The organism is Brucella sp. NBRC 14130 (assembly GCF_040371715.1).
Taxonomy (GTDB): Bacteria; Pseudomonadota; Alphaproteobacteria; order Rhizobiales; family Rhizobiaceae; genus Brucella; species Brucella intermedia.
Genome location: NZ_BAABTE010000008.1, coordinates 121,509 through 138,646 on the forward strand (window position 1 = coordinate 121,509; position 17,138 = coordinate 138,646).

The window sequence follows — 17,138 nt, forward strand, 5'->3', positions numbered from 1 at the left end:
TAGGGCGTATCAAACCAAAGACTTCGGCTGTTGAAAGGCTCTCGCGAGCCTGAATTGCCTTGTCGCGGACATGGAATGTTGCACGGGCAGTGCGCTTTTCCGTGTCATGGTCATGACGCTGGATTGCTGCATTGGCGGCTGTGCCACAGCCGCCGAACATAGTGATTCAATTATTTGATTGGTTCTGTTTGTTTTAACGCCGTCAACCTTCCGTCTCCGCTCTCGGGTCAAGGTTCAGCGCTTCCGGCGTAGCACCGCGTTCCGACGGCATGCTCATGAACTGGTCCTTGTTCTCTTTGGGAACCGAAGCGCGCCTGCGGGAGCGGAACAGCGCATAACTGGTGATGGAAATATGCGCGAGCATGGTGATGGCAAAGAGGCCTGAGGGCCAGAAAATATCCATCGCCGCAGCCGCCAGAAGCGGTCCGAGCATCGTGCCGAACCCGTAAAGCAGCAGAAGTCCGCTCGACACTTTCACGAAGCTTTCCGATGTTGCATGGTCGTTCGCGTGGGCGACCGCAACGGGATAGAGCGCATAGGCGAGCGCGCCGTAGCAGCCGGTCATCGCGATAATGACGGAGCCGCTGGTAGGCGCGACGAGAAAGGCTATCAGGCCAACCAGTGCCGCCAGAGCCGCAACGCTGGCCAGTACGAAACGCCGGTCCACCAGATCGGAAATGCGACCGATCGGAATCTGCATCAGGGCACCGGCTGCGATGGTGACGCTGACCATCAAGGCGATCTCGGTGGTCGAGATCCCCGATTTCGCGCCAAATACCGCTCCAAGCGTACCCCAGGCGCCATTGGCGATGCCGATCAGGATGCAGCCGACAAAGGCTGCGGGGGAATTGTTATAGAGCGCCTTCAGATCGAGCTGCACTTCCGTCAGTGGCTTGGGGCTGACAGCCGTGGAAATCGCGGTCGGGATAAGTGCCAGGCAGAAGAAGACGCCGCTTATCATGAACAGATGATCGGAGCGCACATCGCCCGCGGCCACCAGCATCTGCCCGGACATGGTGGCCCCATAGTTGACCATCATGTACATCCCGAAAATCTTGCCGCGCGATTCGTTGGTTGCTCGCTCATTCAGCCAGCTTTCGATGACCATGAAGGCACCGGCCATGGAAAAGCCGGTGAAAGCGCGCAGGATGACCCAGATGGTTGCATCCACGAAGACGCCGGAAAGCAGGGCGATGATCGCAGCCGATGCTGCAAAACATCCGAATGCCCGTACATGGCCGACGCGGCGCACCAGGCGCGGCGCGAACAGGCAACCCGCAACGAAACCGCCAGCCCAGGTGGTGCCGAGCATGCCCAGCGATGTGACCGAAAATCCTTCCGCGCCACCACGCAGGGGCAGCAGGAGACCATGAAGTCCGGAGGCGATGAGGAGAAAGGCTGTGCCGCAAAGGAGGGCCAGAACCTGAATGTAAATGCGCAAAATTCTATTCCCGCAACTTGAAGCTGGGCCGTCGATGTCAAGCGGCCAATGCGATCAGTGACTATTGTTCCTAAACATTTCGTCCGGAAATGGTTCCGGCGATTTTGCTCCGGCATCCATTTCCGCTGACGAGTTTCCCCTATCGAAACAATGCTTCCGCCGCCGCGCGGCTGTCGCCCTTCTTGAGGCGTTCTGCCTTCAATCGCTCTATTTCGGATTGCAACAGGGCAATGCGCTGGTCGATCTCGGTGACCGAAAGCAGCGACAGTTCCTCCTCGCTCAGCGCCACGCTGCTGCGGGGCTTCGCCACATCCTCATCGAAACCGCTCATAGCCGTCCTCCGTGGTCAATGATGGCTCAGAAAAGATTTAACACCTTGAATCGTCGCATATATATTTGGGAAAATCGATGACGATTTCCCTAACGCGGTGTCTTGCATCCGTCATGCGGCATTTGTGCGACGGTGCCGATGAAGCACCTGACCACGGCGTAGGGTACGAAATCTGAATGGAGTCTTGAGCATGATGACCGACCTTCCTTCCCAGATGACCGCTATCGAAATTTCCGAACCGGGCAGACCCCATATGCTTCGCCCTGTTCAGCGCTCGGTGCCGGAACCCAAGGAAAGTGAAATTCTGGTGCGGGTGCGTGCCGCGGGGGTCAACCGCCCGGATGTCTTGCAGCGGCTGGGACAATATGCGCCGCCGCCCGGCGCGTCCGATATTCCGGGTCTGGAAATTGCCGGTGACATTGTAGCCGTCGGCAGCGGTGTCAAGCGTTTCAAGCTCGGCGATCAGGTCGTCGCATTACTGGCTGGCGGTGGCTATGCCGAGTATGCCGTCGTGCATGAAACCAATGCTCTGCCCCTGCCTTCCGGCTATGGCTACATCGAAGCGGCTGCGATCCCGGAGACTTTCTTCACCGTCTGGCACAATGTTTTCGAGCGTGGAGGGCTGAAGAAAGGCGAGACGTTTCTTGTTCATGGCGGCTCGTCGGGGATCGGCACGACGGCTATCCAGCTAGCCAAGGCATTCGGCGCGACCGTCATTGCGACTGCCGGCTCCAAGGAGAAGTGCGACGCCTGTCTGAAGCTAGGGGCTGATCGCGCCGTCAATTATAGGGACGAGGATTTTGTCGAGGTCGTCAAGGACGTGACCAAAGGTAGAGGTGCCGATGTGATTCTCGATATGGTCGGCGGTGACTACGTCGATCGCAATTACAAGGCTGCGGCCGAAGATGGCCGCATCGTGCAGATCGCCTTTCTCAATGGGGCGAAAGCCACGGCCAATTTCGCGCTGTTGATGACCAAGCGCCTGACCCATACGGGCTCCACGCTTCGTCCGCGGCCGGTCGAGTTCAAGGCTGGCATTGCGCGTGAACTGGAGGCAAAGATCTGGCCGCTTCTGGCGCAGCGCCGCGTCGCACCGGTTATGGATATGATCTTTTCGCTGAAAGATACCTGGCGCGCGCATGAACGGATGGAGGAGGGGAGGCATATCGGCAAGATCGTACTCGATATTGCCTAGAGCCGTTCCAAAGCCGTCCTGTGTGGCGGCAAATGGAGCTTTGTGGTTCAGGCTCTTTAGCTTGAGAGCCATTCTTGCTCTGGCGACAAAAAAACGATATATAGGCCGTGATTTCCCGGAAATTGTGGTTTTGCCCACGTCCCGCGCCACCGGAGCGGACGAACAGAAGGATTATATCTAATGGCCACCCAGCTTCTTATGCCGAAGGCAACGGCCGTTTGGCTTGTCGATAATACGGCCCTGTCGTTTGACCAGATTGCCGCTTTCTGCAAGCTGCACCCGCTGGAAGTGAAGGCTATTGCCGACGGTGAAGCTTCGCAGGGTATCAAGGGTCTCGACCCGGTCATTACCGGCCAGATTTCGCGTGAAGAAATCGCGAAGGGCGAAAAGGACCCTTATTATCGCCTGAAGCTTGCCGAACCGAAGGTTCGTGTTCCCGAAGCCAAGCGCAAGGGCCCGCGTTATACGCCGCTTTCCAAGCGTCAGGATCGCCCGAATGCGATTCTCTGGCTGGTACGCAATCATCCTGAACTGAAGGATGCACAGATTTCCCGCCTGATCGGCACGACCAAGTCGACCATCGAGCAGATTCGCAACCGCACGCACTGGAACTCGGCAAATCTGACGGCGATGGACCCGGTTACCCTCGGCCTCTGCTCGCAGATCGATCTCGACATCGAAGTCGAACGTGCGTCGCGCAATCGTCCGGCCGCGCCCGAAGCGGACAGCACCCTGCTGCCAGCTTCTGCGACCGAGAATTTCGACTATCGTGACGAGCAGCCTGCGGAAGACGAGCTCGATGCCGACAAGGTTTTCGCTAAGCTCTCTTCGCTCAAGGGCGCGAATACAGACGACGAAGACGAGGAAGAATAGTCGGGAAGCGACATTGCTTGCCGAAATGCAAGAAGCCCGGTTTCGCCGGGCTTTTTTGTTGGGTCAAGCTGCCGCCTCGCTGTCGGGAGTGGACGTCGCGGCGATCCAGACTTTGAGGGCGTTCACATAGCGGTTGGCCGCATCCTCCAGCGCTTCGGTTGATATCTTGTCGGCGGCATACAGCACAAACGGCGCTGCCCAGCCGAGCCCGCAACGGTTCGCTGTTGCCCGCAATGGGGCGAAAAGCTCGATCATCGGGAACATGTTGCGCCCGCCTTCGCGATAGGCTTCGGGGACATTTCCTGCCGTCGCGGCGATCAGGAGCGGCGTCCCTTCGAGCTTGCGGCCCTCCCGCTCATAGGCAACGTAGAACATGCGGGTCAGGACGGCATCTTGCCACGCCTTGAGAAGGGGCGGTGTGGAATACCATTGGACCGGAAATTGCAGGACAATGCGATCAGCCGACAGAAGTCGCGATGCTTCACGCTCGCTATCCTTCAAGAAATCGATCCCCTGCGGATAAGCGGCCTGCATGTCGACGATCTCCACGCCGGGTAATTTTGCAGCTGCGGCGGCAAGCGTTGCGTTGGCGCGGGATCGTGTCAGATCGGGATGAAAAAGTAAGATCAGTGTCTTGGACATGGTGCCTCCTTCGGGCTGACGGAGACGATGCCACTAGTAATTAAATTGCTCCAATTTATAATAGATATATACTATTATTGATCTCATGAATTTGCGTTCGCTCGATCTCAATCTTCTCGTCATACTGGATGCCCTTCTCGATGAAGCGCATGTGAGCCGGGCTGCCGACCGGCTTAACCTGACGCAGCCTGCTGTATCGAATGCTTTGCAGCGCTGCCGCGCCTTGTTCAACGACCAGCTCTTGGAACGGACGCGCGGCACGATGCGGCGCACTCCGAAAGCGGAAACATTGCGTGCTCCCCTGAAAACTTTGCTGGCAGGGGTGGTCGATCTGGTTGATCCGCCCGAAGTGCCGCTTGTGTCGCTGCAGCAGACGATACGCGTCTGCATGGCGGATTATCCTGCCATCTTCGTCATAGGGCCTCTATTGAAGGCGCTTGCGCACACTGCGCCGGGGATCAATATCATTGTCCAACCGTGGCATGGTGCCGAGGCGGCGCGGGTGGCGCTCGTGACAGGAGAAAGCGATCTTGCCCTCTCCGTCTTTCCTGATGCTGATAAGGAGCTTCAGCGCCGCCTGCTGCTGGAGGAGAACTACATTATTGCAATGCGCCGGGATCATGCGGCAGCAAACGCATTCTCGCTGGAGAGCTGGCTTGCATATCCGCATATCCTCGTCTCCGGGCGCGGAGACGACAGCAGTCCGGTCGACCGCACGCTCGCGGAGCGGGGATTGAGCCGCCGGGTGGGCGTGGTTGTACCGAATTTCGGCATGGTGCCGGAATTGCTGGCCAACACCGATATGATCGCCATGCTGCCATCGCGTTGTATGCCCGAGGACACGTCTTCCCTCGCGGCTTTTCCGCCGCCGATTCCCGTTGCAGGTTTTCCGTTGCATATCGCCTGGCACAAGCGCCGTCAGGAAGATCGCGGGGTACAATATGTGATCGAGCAATTGGTCAGGATCATGATGGAAAAGAGAATCGGCTCGACAGGTCTGTTGTGAACAGACCGCCGAACCGGTTCAAGCGACGGTTGCTTGGGAGTGGCCGAAGTGTTCAGTCCTTGAAGGCGTTATACTCGCTCAATTCCATGAGGCGGTAGAAATCTGCCAGCGTCTTGCCGCGTTCGGCTCGGAAGAGGCGGCCTGCGTCGCTCGCTTCCACGATGCGGTCGGTGCGGAATGTGCGGAAAGCATTGCGCAATTCGCACCAGCCGATAACCGTCCAGACCTTGCCCCAGAACCAGAGGCCGAGCGGACGAATATCACGCTCGCTTTCGCGCGATTCCAGATCGCGATAGCGGATGTTGAGGACATTGCCCTGATCGACGGCGCGTTCCACCGCGTCGATGATGCGGCGCTCGTCCATGCTGATGCGCGCCGTTGGCGCGTGAATCTGCGTGCTGGTGATGCGGGCGCGCTCTTCCTTGGGCAGCACGGCTTCGATCTTGACGAGAGCCTCTTCCGCGCCCCGCGCCATGGAAACACCGCCCCAGGCGCGGATGAGGCGCGCGCCCGCGACAAGCGCCACGATTTCGTCGCGCGTGAACATCAGCGGCGGCAGCTCGAAACCCTGCCGCAGAATGTAGCCGACGCCTGCTTCGCCATCGATGGGCACGCCGGTCGATTGCAGGTCGGAGATGTCGCGGTAGATGGTGCGTTCGGAGACTTCCAGCCGTTCGGCCAGCTGGCGCGCGGTGACAAGCCTGCCACCGCGCAGGTGCTGAACAATCTGGAAAAGGCGGTCTGCACGGCGCATTCCGTTTTATTCTCCGTTGCAATATCTGGTTTTGCGCTGTTCCAGATAACGATCCGGCCAGCCCAGATCCTTGCGCAGGTCTTTTGGCAGACCGTCGATGACGCGCTGTGTGCGGATAAACCGGCGGCGTTCGTCCTGCCTGCGCTTGTATTCCTTCAAGACTGCGATCAATGGTGCGATTGCGAGTGCCATGGTGAAAACTCCCTCATCCTTGGATACGCAGTATCGCACACCCCTTCTGACAGCTATCTGTCAGGAGCAAATCCGTCCTTTATTATCGTCCCAATGGAACGGGATCGCAACGTCACGCCTTGTAGCGCGGTGCTGCCGTATAGCTGAGAGGGAGGCGTCCGCCATCAGCATAGATGGTCTGGCCTGTCACATAGCTCGCCTCCCGCGATGCCAGAAATGATGCTATCGAAGCAATTTCAGATGCTTGGCCGATACGACCAAGCGGCGTTCGCGACAGGATCGCGTTGCGGGCATCGGCGTCCGTGTTCACGGCGGAAAGCATGTCGGTCTCTATGGAACCCGGGCCGATCGCATTGACGCGAATCCCCCAGCGAGCGAGCGCTACTGCCATGGAGCGTGTCAGTTGGTTCAATCCGCCCTTGGAAACGGAATAGGCGAGTTGCTCGGGCAGGCCGAAGATGGCGTTGATCGACGACATGTTGATGATTGTGCCCGGATCGCCGCCCGATTCGACGCGCTCCACCATGCGTTTGGCCACGGCCTGTCCGCACAGAAACGCACCCTTGAGATTGACCCGCATCACGCGGTCGAAATCTTCTTCCTTGAGATCAAGGAAATCCGCCTGATGCACGATACCGGCATTATTGACGAGAATATCGATCTCGCCGAGGTTGGTTATGGTGAAGGTCAGGAGATTGTGAATGTCGAGCTTGTCGCCCACGTCGGCAGCCATGGGATGCACCGGGCCGAACTGCTCCAGATCCCTGGCTGCGCGCATGGCTGCGGCATTGTCGATGTCGGACAGGACAACGCTTGCACCGTCCAGCAGGAAGCGTTTTGCTATGGCATAGCCAATACCGCGGGCAGCGCCGGTGACGATGGCCACCTTGCCTTCTAATTGCATGGTCGATCTCCAGTTTGCGTGGAGATTGGACCGGCGGAAACCGCCGGTCAATAGTTCGGGAATGGATCAGGCGAAGGCGAGGCCAGTGTGACGCTCGCGCAGAACAGTGCTGATTTCGTCCAGAATAGCCGGGTCGTCAATTGTGGCTGGCATCTTCCATTCTTCGCCGTCAGCGATCTTCTGGATCGTGGAACGCAAAATCTTGCCGGAGCGCGTCTTCGGCAGGCGTTTGACGGTCAGCGCCAGCCGGAAGGCGGCAACAGGGCCGATGATGTCCCGCACCATGCTGACGCACTCCTTTTCGACCTCCTGGGGATCGCGTTCGATGTTGGATTTCAACACCAGGAAACCGCAGGGAACCTGCCCCTTGAGGGGATCGGAAATGCCGAGCACCGCGCATTCGGCAACGTCGGGATGGCTTGAAAGCACCTCTTCCATCGCGCCCGTCGACAGGCGGTGGCCGGCGACATTGATGATGTCGTCGGTGCGGCTCATGATGTAGAGATAGCCGTCCTCGTCCATGTAACCCGCATCGGCGGTTTTATAGTAGCCCGGAAATTCGTTCAGATAGGCCTTGCGGAAGCGCTCATCCGCATTCCAGAGCGTCGGCAGGCAGCCCGGCGGCAGCGGCAGCTTGATGAGGATATTGCCAAGCTGGCCGCGTTCGAGTTCATGGCCTTCATCGTCCAGCACGCGGATATCATATCCCGGCAGGCAGACGGCCGGTGAACCATATCTCGTTTCCAGAAGCCCGAGGCCAAGCGGATTGGCGACCATGGGCCAGCCGCTTTCCGTCTGCCACCAGTGATCGATCACCGGACAGCCCAGCAGGTTTTCGGCCCAGTGAATCGTGTCCGGATCGGCGCGTTCACCAGCAAGATAAAGGGCGCGGAACTTCGAAAGGTCGTAGCGGCGCACGAAATTGCCGTCCGCGTCATCCTTCTTGATGGCGCGCAGCGCCGTCGGTGCGGTGAACATCACCTCGACGCCATGCTCCGCGATGATGCGCCAATAGGTGCCCGCATCCGGTGTGCCGATCGGCTTGCCCTCGAACAGGATGCTGGTCGCGCCATGGATCAGCGGCCCATAGACGATATAGGAATGGCCGACGACCCAGCCCACATCGGATGCCGCCCACCATACCTGACCGGGCTCCACGCCAAAAACATGCTTCATGGACCAGGCGAGCGCCACCATATGCCCGCCATTGTCGCGCACGACGCCTTTGGGCTCCCCGGTCGTACCGGAGGTGTAGAGCACATAAAGCGGATCGGTTGCCTCGACGGCCACGCAGGGGACATGGCGGCCACGCGCGGCATCGACGGCTTCGCGATAGTCGATGTCGCGGCCCGCCACCGGCTCGTGCCGGTGCTGTTCGCGCTGCAAGATGATGCAATGATCGACTTTATGGTGCGCGAGTGAAATCGCTTTATCCAGCATGGCCTGATATGGCACCACGCGCGTCGGTTCGATGCCGCAGGACCCGGCGATGATCATTACCGGCTTGGCGTCGTCGATGCGGGTTGCAAGCTCATTGGCGGCAAATCCGCCGAAAACCACGGAATGGACGGCGCCGATGCGGGCCGCAGCCAGCATGGCGACGGCTGCTTCGGGAACCATCGGCATATAGATGAGAACGCGGTCGCCTTTCGTCACACCATTGTCGAGCATGACGGCGGAAAGCGCCTCCACTTCCTCCAGCAGTTCGCGATAGGTGAATTTCCGGACCTTGCCGGTGACAGGGCTTTCATAGATCAGCGCGACCTGCTCGCCGCGCCCGTTGGCGACATGGCGGTCGAGCGCATTATAACAGGTATTGCACTCAGCACCCTTGAACCAGCGGCCATAGACACCTTCGTCGCCCGCAAAAACCTGATCCCATGGCTTGAACCAGTCGATTGCCTGCGCCGCTTCAGCCCAGAAGCGTTCAGGATCGGCCTGCCATGCGGCATAGGTTTCGGCATATTTCGAAGTCATGCTCTTCCTCCCAGAAGCACGCGCAACGCCAGCGGGCGGGCGCATGATTAGTCTGCTGACGAAAGCGCAAGATCGGCCCCCTGCGGCCCATCTCCTCCATGCGCCTTTCATCACCTCCGCGTACAGTTTATGCCGCCCAACGGTAATTCGTCCATGAAACTTAAGATGAAGGCGAAGCATGCCGGTAAAACGGTTGTGTCTGCTGTGCGCGTCTTGCGGCGATCACCTGTCTGCGTCACAAGGAGGCAGAGAGGTGATCTGTGACAAAAATCCTGCCCGTGCTGCTCGTTCTTCTGATGGGCCTGCACATCATAAAACCGCTCGGCTTGCCGGGCCTGAAGCGGCGCGGCGATTTCTGGAAAATCGCCGCCATCGCCATTCTGGTGATGGCGCTGGCGGTCGGCTTTCATCTGCACGAGGGATGAAAGGCTGCTCAGGCCGCCTTTTCCAGTTCCTTTTTCCAGCCGCCGGTGGCAGCAAGGCCGTTCATCTTTGCGCGATGCGCGAAAGCGCGCTGACCGGCTGCGATATTCTCATCCCTGCCACCCCAGGCTTCCAGTGCCGCCGCCTGCAACGCCCGGCCATAGGAAAAGGTCATTTTCCATGGCATGTCGAAGCCAGCATTCATGGCGGACAGATGGGCTGTCGCTTCTTCGCCCGTCTGGCCTCCGGAAAGGAAGGCGATGCCAGGCACTGCCGCCGGAACGGTGTTGCGGAAACAGCGGACGGTCTTCTCCGCCACTTCTTCCACGGAAGCCTTGCGGGCATTCTTGCCGTCGATGACCATGTTCGGCTTCAGGATCATGCCTTCGAGCCGGACGCGGGCATCGTAAAGTTCCGTAAACACCGTCTTGAGCACCCATTCCGTCACGTCATAACAACGGTCGATGGTGTGATTGCCCGGCTTGCCGTCCATCAGCACTTCGGGTTCGACAATCGGTACGATGTTTGCTTCCTGACAGAGGGCGGCGTAGCGGGCGAGAGCCTGCGCATTCTGCTTCACAGCGCCCCATGAGGGAAGGCCGTCGGAAATCGAGATCACCGCGCGCCATTTGGCGAAACGTGCGCCAAGCGCATGATATTCATTGAGCCGCTCGCGCAGGCCATCCAGCCCCTCGGTGATGGTTTCGCCTTCAAAACCCGCGAGGGGCTTTGCACCCGCATCGACCTTGATGCCCGGGACCGCGCCAGCGCTGCGGATGATTTCGACAAGCGGCGTGCCGTCCTTGGCCTTCTGCCTTATGGTTTCATCATACAGAATGACACCCGAAATATAGTTCTTCATCGCTTCGTCCGCGCGGAAGAGCATTTCGCGATAGTCGCGGCGCGTGTCTTCGGTGGATCCGAGATCGATCGCGTCAAAACGCTTCTTGATGGTGCCTGAACTTTCATCGGCGGCGAGAATGCCTTTTCCTGCCGCTACCAGTGCAATCGCAATATCTTCAAGACGTTCGGTCATATGCAACGCTCCTTCTATCAAGGCGATGAGGGAGTGTTGGTTAAAACTATGGCGAGCGCAAGTCATTGAAACGTTTGAAATATTTTTCAAACGGTTTAGGTCTTTCATACGGGCATCGCATGTTTTTGCCGAAACTGGTTTTATATCCGGGTTGCGAACCCCATGTAAGAAACCATTGAGGAAACCCCGCCTGTTTCCGTCGATGAGATTTGAGGAGGAAATATGCGACGCGTCCTTTTTAGCCTGCCGTTTGTTCTGGCTGCATCGATGGTCGCCCTGCCGGTGGTGAACGCTTCGGCTGAGAGTGTCAACGCCGGCGGCAGGCAGGCCGCAGCAAATGCTCCGTTTGCGGTAACGCCGGTGGCCGAATTCGATACGCCATGGGCGATCGCCTTTCTGCCCGATGACAGGCTGCTTCTGACAGAGAAGGGCGGCAAGATTTTCATCGTCACGCAAACGGGTGACAAAATTGCCGTCGATGGTGTACCGGAAGTCGCTTTCGGTGGTCAGAACGGTCTGCTTGATATCGCGCCCGCACCCGACTTCGAGAAGAGCAAGGCGGTCTATTTTTCCTATAACGAACCGGCGCAGAGCGGCAGCAGCGTGGTGCTGGCACGCGCTGTTCTGGATGAAGGTGACGGCAAGGCGGCGCTGAAGGACAGGACCGCCATCTGGAAGCAGGATGCGGCGGCGCGTGGCGGACAGCCGGGCGGCATTATCGCATTTGCGCCGGACGGCAAGCATCTGTTCTTCTCCGTCGGTGATCGCATGTTGCCTGCAACCGCGCAGGACGATGCAGCGCCGATGGGAAAAATCCTCCGCATGAATCTCGACGGGTCCGTTCCGAAGGATAATCCGCATGCCGATGCGGATGGTGTGCGGGCACTGACCTGGTCTACCGGCCATCGTAACCCTTACGGGCTGGCCTTCGGTCCCGATGGAAAGCTCTGGGAACACGAGATGGGGCCGCGCGGCGGCGACGAATTCAACCTCATCAAGCCCGGTCTCAATTACGGCTGGCCGCTTGTCTCGAATGGTGACAATTACAGTGGCCGACCGATCCCGCGCCATAGCACACGCCCGGAATTCGAGCCGCCATTGGTTTACTGGACGCCGGTTATCGCTCCGGCCGGGCTTGCCTTCTACGAGGGGGACATGTTCCCCGAATGGCGCGGTTCGGCGCTCATCGGCGGACTTTCGGTCATGTCGCTGGTGCGTGTCGTGATCGACAAGGACGGCAAGGCGGACGAAGCGGAGCGCTTTGAAATGGAAAACCGTATCCGCGATGTGGCGGTAGGGCCGGATGGCGCCATCTGGCTGATCGAAGACGACAATCCGGGCCGGTTGCTGAAGCTGACACCAAAAAAATAAGCCCGGCGGAACCGGGCTTACTGAAACCTGATTTTGGGCGTTATTTCTTCAAGACATCGACGCCGGGGAGCGGCTTGCCTTCCATCCATTCAAGGAAGGCGCCGCCTGCGGTCGAGATATAGGTGAAGTCGTCGGCAACGCCCGCATGATTGAGGGCAGCGACCGTATCGCCCCCGCCGCCGACCGAAACCAGCTTGCCTGCCTTGGTGCGGGCTGCGACATGCTTTGCAGTCTTGACCGTGGCGGCGTCGAAGGGGCGCAGCTCGAAGGCACCAAGCGGGCCGTTCCAGACGAGCGTGGCGGCGTCATCGATAGCCGAGGCGATCAGATCGGTCGAAAGTGCGCCTGCATCGAGAATCATGCCATCGCTTGGCACGGCATCAACGCCATAGGTCTGGTTCGGCGTGTCGGCTGCAAAGTGCCAGCCCACGACAGCATCGACCGGCAGGATGATCGCGCACTTTGTGGTTTCGGCCTTGGCCATGATTTCGCGGGCAGTGGAAGCAAGTTCGTGCTCGCAGAGCGACTTGCCGACATCATAACCCTTGGCGGCAAGGAAGGTGTTTGCCATGCCGCCACCGATGACGAGCGCATCGACCTTCTCGATCAGGTTGGACAGGAGGTCGAGCTTGGTCGAGACCTTTGCGCCGCCGACGATGGCCACAACCGGGCGAGCCGGATTGCCAAGGCCCTTTTCCAGCGCTTCAAGTTCGGCCTGCATGCCGCGGCCCGCACAGGCGGGCAGGACATGGGCAAGCCCTTCCGTCGAGGCGTGCGCGCGGTGGGCAGCCGAAAACGCGTCATTCACATAAAGATCGCCATTGGCTGCCAGAGCTGCGACGAATTCCGGATCGTTCTTTTCCTCGCCCTTGTGGAAACGGGTGTTTTCCAGAAGCAGGACATCGCCGTCCTTCAATGCATCGACCGCCGCCTTTGCCTTGTCGCCGATGCAGTCTTCGGCAAAATGAACCCCGTGTCCAAGCACCTTGGCGAGAGGTTTCACGACATGCTTCAAAGAGTTTTCATCCGAAGCCACGCCCTTGGGGCGACCGAAATGGGCGAGCAGAATGACCTTTGCGCCTTTCCTGGAAAGTTCGGCAATGGTCGGAACGATGCGCTCGATACGGGTCAGGTCGGTGACTTCGCCATTCGCCATTGGCACGTTGAGATCAACGCGGACCAGTACGCGCTTGGACTTGACGTCGGCATCGTCGAGAGTGCGGAAACTCATGATCTTTCTCCCAGAACTGTCTTTCGGGTGCCGGCGGAGCAGTGTGCTCAAACAGGCAGGCGCCGGAAAAGGGTTGGATAGTCGGTGACAAGCCCGTCCTCGTCGACGGGCAATTCAGCGGTGAAGGTGCGGTCGGCTGCCTCGTAGCGATAGCGCCGTCCTTCCTCGATACAGGTATAGCGCTGCTGGTCGCGCAGCGGGCGGAAGCTGTCGAAGGGCACGTAAAGCATGTCAAGCGGTACGGTGCCGCTTTCCGGCGTCAGGCCAAGGCGGCGGATGGGCAGCGTGTTGGTGAAGGGGGTTCCCGCCAGATCGATATCGATGCAGCCGTCAAATTCGGGCAGTGCATCGCCAGCCATCGTGTTCCAGTGACCGGCGCCATCGGAAACCAGCTCCAGCCGGTGGCCGGACGTGGTTTCGATCAGGAAATGAAGGACATGCCAGGCGCTGTTGCAGTCTATGCTGTAGCGCACGCCGTAGGGGACGCCGCCGCGATCGCCAATCACCACGCTTTCGGCACGGATCGTGCGGCCGCTAGGGCCGAGATTGAGATGTTCGAGCCCTTCTCCTTCCAGCGGACGCCAGCGCGCAGCGGTGGGGAGAAGGGCGCGAAACATGATCGGCGCTTAGATCAGCTTGCCGAAGGCGACAGCAGTATCGCCCATGCGGCTGGAGAAGCCCCACTCATTGTCGTACCACGACAGGATACGCACCATGGTGCCTTCCATGACCTTGGTCTGGTCCGTGTGGAAGACCGAAGAATGGGAGTCATGGTTGAAGTCGTGCGAGACGAGCGGCTCGTCGGTGTAGCCGAGGATACCCTTCAGGCGGCCATTGGCGGCTGCACGGATTGCATTGTTGACTTCGTCGACAGTCGTTTCGCGCTTGGCGATGAAGGTGAGGTCCACGACCGAGACGTTCGGGGTCGGAACGCGGATGGCGACGCCATCGAGCTTGCCCTTCAGTTCCGGCAGGACGAGTCCCACAGCCTTGGCTGCGCCCGTCGAGGTCGGGATCATGGAAAGAGCGGCTGCGCGGGCGCGGTAGAGATCCTTATGCATGGTGTCCAGCGTCGGCTGGTCGCCCGTATAGGAATGGATCGTGGTCATGAAGCCCTTTTCGATGCCGATGGCATCGTTGAGGACCTGAGCCACCGGCGCAAGGCAGTTGGTGGTGCACGAAGCGTTGGAAATGACCAGATGGTCCTTGGTCAGCTTGTCGTGGTTGACGCCATAGACGACGGTCAGGTCGGCGCCATCGGCAGGAGCCGAAACGATGACGCGCTTTGCGCCTGCTTCAAGATGCATGGCGGCCTTGTCACGCGAGGTGAAGATGCCGGTGCATTCCAGAGCGATATCGACGCCTTCTTCCTTCCACGGCAGTTCAGCCGGGTTGCGGACGGCATGAACCTTGATCGGGCCATAACCGACATCGATGGTATCGCCGGCGACCTTCACTTCCTTGGGGAAACGGCCATGAACGCTGTCATAACGCAGAAGATGCGCGTTGGTTTCCACCGGGCCGAGATCGTTGATGGCGACGACCTGGATATCGGTGCGGCCAGATTCGACGATGGCGCGGAGGATGTTACGACCGATGCGGCCAAAGCCATTGATTGCGACGCGAACTGCCATTTTCTCTTATTCTCCCGATTGGGTTCTGCATCTTGCGATGCGTCTCATTAGAACTGGTAGGTTCAAACATTGAAACGCCGACGTTTGTGTGACGCCGGCGTTTCCTTAAATCATGCGGGGTTGAGCTTCTTTTCCGCGGCTTCGGCGGCATGTTCTGCCGTAATGCCGAAATGCTTGTAGAGATCGTTGATCTCACCCGAAGCGCCGAAGCCCTTCATGCCGATGAAGATGCCGTTTTCGCCGATGAAGCGTTCCCAACCGAGCGAGATTGCCGCTTCAATGGCTACCTTCACCGGCGCATCGCCGATGGTTGCCGTCTTGTAGGCGTCGCTCTGCTGTTCGAAAAGCTCAAAGCAGGGAACCGAAACGACGCGGGTCGCGATGCCCTTGCCTTCCAGAAGGTCGCGGGCCTTGAGCGCGATTTCCACTTCCGAGCCGGTTGCGAAGATCGTCACCTTGGCGTCCTTGCTTGCGGCAGCAAGCTCATAGGCGCCGTAAGCCGACAGGTTCTCGTCGCGATGCTCGGTGCGGACCGTCGGCAGGTTCTGGCGGGTGAGCGCCAGCGTCGAAGGGGTCTTCTTCGATTGCAGGGCGATCTGCCAGCATTCGGCGGTTTCCACCGCATCGGCAGGACGGAACACATTGTGGTTCGGAATGGCGCGCAGCGCAGCCAGATGCTCGACCGGCTGGTGGGTCGGGCCATCTTCGCCAAGACCGATGGAATCATGGGTCATGACATAGATGGTGCGGATGCCCATCAGCGAGGAAAGACGCATGGCTGGGCGGCAATAGTCCGAGAAGGTCAGGAAGGTGCCGCCGTAAGGGATGAGGCCACCGTGCAGCGTCATGCCGTTCATGGCGGCAGCCATGCCGTGTTCACGGATGCCGTAATGGACATAACGCTGGCCGTAATCTTCCGGCGTTACAGCCTTGGTCTGGCTCGTCTTGGTGTTGTTGGAACCGGTGAGGTCGGCAGAGCCGCCCACGGTTTCCGGCACAACGCCATTGATGACTTCAAGAGCCATTTCCGAAGACTTGCGGGTCGCGACCTTCGGCTTGTCGGCGGAAAGCTTCTTCTTGTATTCGATGATGGTCGCATCGAAGTTTGCAGGCAGGTCGCCACGCATCCGGCGCTCGAATTCGGCGCGGGTTTCAGCGTCGGCCGCAGCAAGGCGTTTTTCCCATTCCTGACGCTTCTTGGCCGCATTGAGGCCAGCCACACGCCATGCGTCCAGCACTTCAGCAGGAACGACGAAAGGTTCTGCACTCCAGCCCAGCGCCTTGCGGGTGGCGGCAATTTCTTCAGCACCGAGCGGCGAGCCATGCACCTTGTTGGTGCCGGCCTTGTTCGGCGCGCCAAAGCCGATGGTGGTCTTGCAGGCGATGAGCGTCGGCTTGTCGGAAACCTTGGCCAATTCGATGGCCTTGGCGATTGCGTCCTGGTCATGACCGTCGACAGCCATGGTGTTCCAGCCGGAAGCGGCGAAACGGGCAGGCTGGTCGGTATTGTCGGACAGCGTGACAGGGCCGTCGATCGAAATGTTGTTGTCGTCCCAGAACACGATCAGCTTGTTCAGCTTCAGATGACCGGCAAGCGCGATTGCTTCCTGGCTGATGCCTTCCATGAGGCAGCCGTCACCGGCGATCACATAGGTGTAATGGTTGACGAGGCTGTCACCGAACTGCGCATTGAGGATGCGTTCGGAAAGCGCCATGCCGACGGCATTGGCGATGCCCTGGCCGAGCGGGCCGGTCGTCGTTTCGATACCGGCGGCGTGACCATATTCCGGATGGCCAGCGGTGCGCGAGCCGAGTTGGCGGAAATTCTTGATCTCGTCGATGGTGATGTCTTCGTAGCCCGAAAGATAGAGCAGCGAATAAAGCAGCATCGAGCCGTGGCCTGCGGAAAGCACGAAACGGTCGCGATCCGGCCAGTGCGGGTTCTGCGGGTCGTGCGAGAGGAAACGGGTGTAAAGCGTCGTCGCTATATCGGCTGCGCCCATCGGCAGGCCGGGATGGCCCGAATTGGCTTTCTCGACCGCGTCCATGGAGAGGAAGCGGATTGCGTTGGCCATCTGGTTTTGTTTGTCGGAATTGGTCATGGTCTCAGCCGTCTTTCCTTGGGAGG

The 17,138-nt window shown here is 59.3% G+C and carries 17 protein-coding genes; 5 read left to right on the plus strand and 12 right to left on the minus strand.

What is annotated here, in order from left to right; genetic code table 11:
- Window positions 1-202: 202 nt before the first annotated feature.
- Entirely contained in the window at window positions 203-1,441 is a 1,239-nt protein-coding gene (locus ABWW28_RS17860; RefSeq protein ID WP_021588028.1) for an MFS transporter, read from the minus strand.
- A gap of 139 nt (window positions 1,442-1,580) precedes the next feature.
- Window positions 1,581-1,772: a DUF1192 family protein gene (locus ABWW28_RS17865; protein WP_006467760.1), complete on the minus strand. Its 192-nt coding sequence runs from the start codon at window positions 1,770-1,772 to the stop codon at window positions 1,581-1,583.
- Window positions 1,773-1,962: 190 nt separating this feature from the next.
- On the opposite strand from ABWW28_RS17865, the gene ABWW28_RS17870 reads away from it, so the two are divergent.
- Both ABWW28_RS17870 and ABWW28_RS17875 read left to right on the plus strand, forming a co-directional pair.
- Entirely contained in the window at window positions 1,963-2,967 is a 1,005-nt protein-coding gene (locus tag ABWW28_RS17870) for an NAD(P)H-quinone oxidoreductase (RefSeq protein ID WP_021588027.1), read from the plus strand.
- Between the two features lie 180 nt (window positions 2,968-3,147).
- Window positions 3,148-3,840: a DUF1013 domain-containing protein gene (locus ABWW28_RS17875; RefSeq protein WP_006467758.1), complete on the plus strand. Its 693-nt coding sequence runs from the start codon at window positions 3,148-3,150 to the stop codon at window positions 3,838-3,840.
- Between the two features lie 63 nt (window positions 3,841-3,903).
- On the opposite strand, the gene ABWW28_RS17880 is transcribed toward ABWW28_RS17875, so the two are convergent.
- Window positions 3,904-4,482 carry an NAD(P)H-dependent oxidoreductase gene (locus tag ABWW28_RS17880; RefSeq protein WP_021588025.1) on the minus strand — a complete coding sequence of 193 codons (579 nt, stop codon included), beginning with the start codon at window positions 4,480-4,482 and terminating at the stop codon, window positions 3,904-3,906.
- An 85-nt stretch (window positions 4,483-4,567) separates the two neighbouring features.
- Here ABWW28_RS17880 and ABWW28_RS17885 point away from each other — a divergent pair, with 85 nt between their 5' ends.
- Entirely contained in the window at window positions 4,568-5,488 is a 921-nt protein-coding gene (locus ABWW28_RS17885; protein WP_021588024.1) for a LysR family transcriptional regulator, read from the plus strand.
- A 52-nt stretch (window positions 5,489-5,540) separates the two neighbouring features.
- Here ABWW28_RS17885 and ABWW28_RS17890 read toward each other — a convergent pair whose 3' ends face one another.
- From ABWW28_RS17890 to ABWW28_RS17905, 4 genes are all read right to left on the minus strand, one after another.
- A complete protein-coding gene (locus tag ABWW28_RS17890; RefSeq protein ID WP_006467756.1) occupies window positions 5,541-6,242 on the minus strand; it encodes a helix-turn-helix transcriptional regulator in 702 nt (233 codons plus the stop codon).
- A 6-nt stretch (window positions 6,243-6,248) separates the two neighbouring features.
- Window positions 6,249-6,434 carry a hypothetical protein gene (locus tag ABWW28_RS17895; RefSeq protein WP_021588023.1) on the minus strand — a complete coding sequence of 62 codons (186 nt, stop codon included), beginning with the start codon at window positions 6,432-6,434 and terminating at the stop codon, window positions 6,249-6,251.
- 112 nt (window positions 6,435-6,546) lie between these two features.
- Complete coding sequence (locus ABWW28_RS17900) at window positions 6,547-7,338, minus strand: SDR family NAD(P)-dependent oxidoreductase (RefSeq protein WP_021588022.1); 792 nt, start codon at window positions 7,336-7,338, stop codon at window positions 6,547-6,549.
- 66 nt (window positions 7,339-7,404) lie between these two features.
- A complete protein-coding gene (locus ABWW28_RS17905) occupies window positions 7,405-9,315 on the minus strand; it encodes a propionyl-CoA synthetase (protein WP_021588021.1) in 1,911 nt (636 codons plus the stop codon).
- A gap of 260 nt (window positions 9,316-9,575) precedes the next feature.
- On the opposite strand from ABWW28_RS17905, the gene ABWW28_RS17910 reads away from it, so the two are divergent.
- On the plus strand, window positions 9,576-9,740 hold the full coding sequence (locus ABWW28_RS17910; protein ID WP_021588020.1) for a hypothetical protein: 165 nt from the start codon (window positions 9,576-9,578) through the stop codon (window positions 9,738-9,740).
- An 8-nt stretch (window positions 9,741-9,748) separates the two neighbouring features.
- Here the strand turns inward: ABWW28_RS17910 and ABWW28_RS17915 are convergent, their stop codons facing one another.
- Complete coding sequence (locus ABWW28_RS17915) at window positions 9,749-10,774, minus strand: class I fructose-bisphosphate aldolase (RefSeq protein ID WP_112669444.1); 1,026 nt, start codon at window positions 10,772-10,774, stop codon at window positions 9,749-9,751.
- Window positions 10,775-10,996: 222 nt separating this feature from the next.
- Here ABWW28_RS17915 and ABWW28_RS17920 point away from each other — a divergent pair, with 222 nt between their 5' ends.
- Window positions 10,997-12,145: a PQQ-dependent sugar dehydrogenase gene (locus ABWW28_RS17920; RefSeq protein WP_112669446.1), complete on the plus strand. Its 1,149-nt coding sequence runs from the start codon at window positions 10,997-10,999 to the stop codon at window positions 12,143-12,145.
- A 40-nt stretch (window positions 12,146-12,185) separates the two neighbouring features.
- Here ABWW28_RS17920 and ABWW28_RS17925 read toward each other — a convergent pair whose 3' ends face one another.
- The 4 genes from ABWW28_RS17925 to tkt form a co-directional block, all read right to left on the minus strand.
- Window positions 12,186-13,376: a phosphoglycerate kinase gene (locus ABWW28_RS17925; protein WP_112669448.1), complete on the minus strand. Its 1,191-nt coding sequence runs from the start codon at window positions 13,374-13,376 to the stop codon at window positions 12,186-12,188.
- 47 nt (window positions 13,377-13,423) lie between these two features.
- Complete coding sequence (locus ABWW28_RS17930) at window positions 13,424-13,993, minus strand: putative glycolipid-binding domain-containing protein (protein WP_112669450.1); 570 nt, start codon at window positions 13,991-13,993, stop codon at window positions 13,424-13,426.
- Window positions 13,994-14,002: 9 nt separating this feature from the next.
- Window positions 14,003-15,010 (minus strand): type I glyceraldehyde-3-phosphate dehydrogenase, encoded by a 1,008-nt coding sequence (gap, locus tag ABWW28_RS17935; protein ID WP_021588015.1) that lies wholly within the window; start codon window positions 15,008-15,010, stop codon window positions 14,003-14,005.
- A 110-nt stretch (window positions 15,011-15,120) separates the two neighbouring features.
- Window positions 15,121-17,112 (minus strand): transketolase, encoded by a 1,992-nt coding sequence (tkt, locus tag ABWW28_RS17940; RefSeq protein WP_176588509.1) that lies wholly within the window; start codon window positions 17,110-17,112, stop codon window positions 15,121-15,123.
- Window positions 17,113-17,138 lie beyond the last annotated feature (26 nt).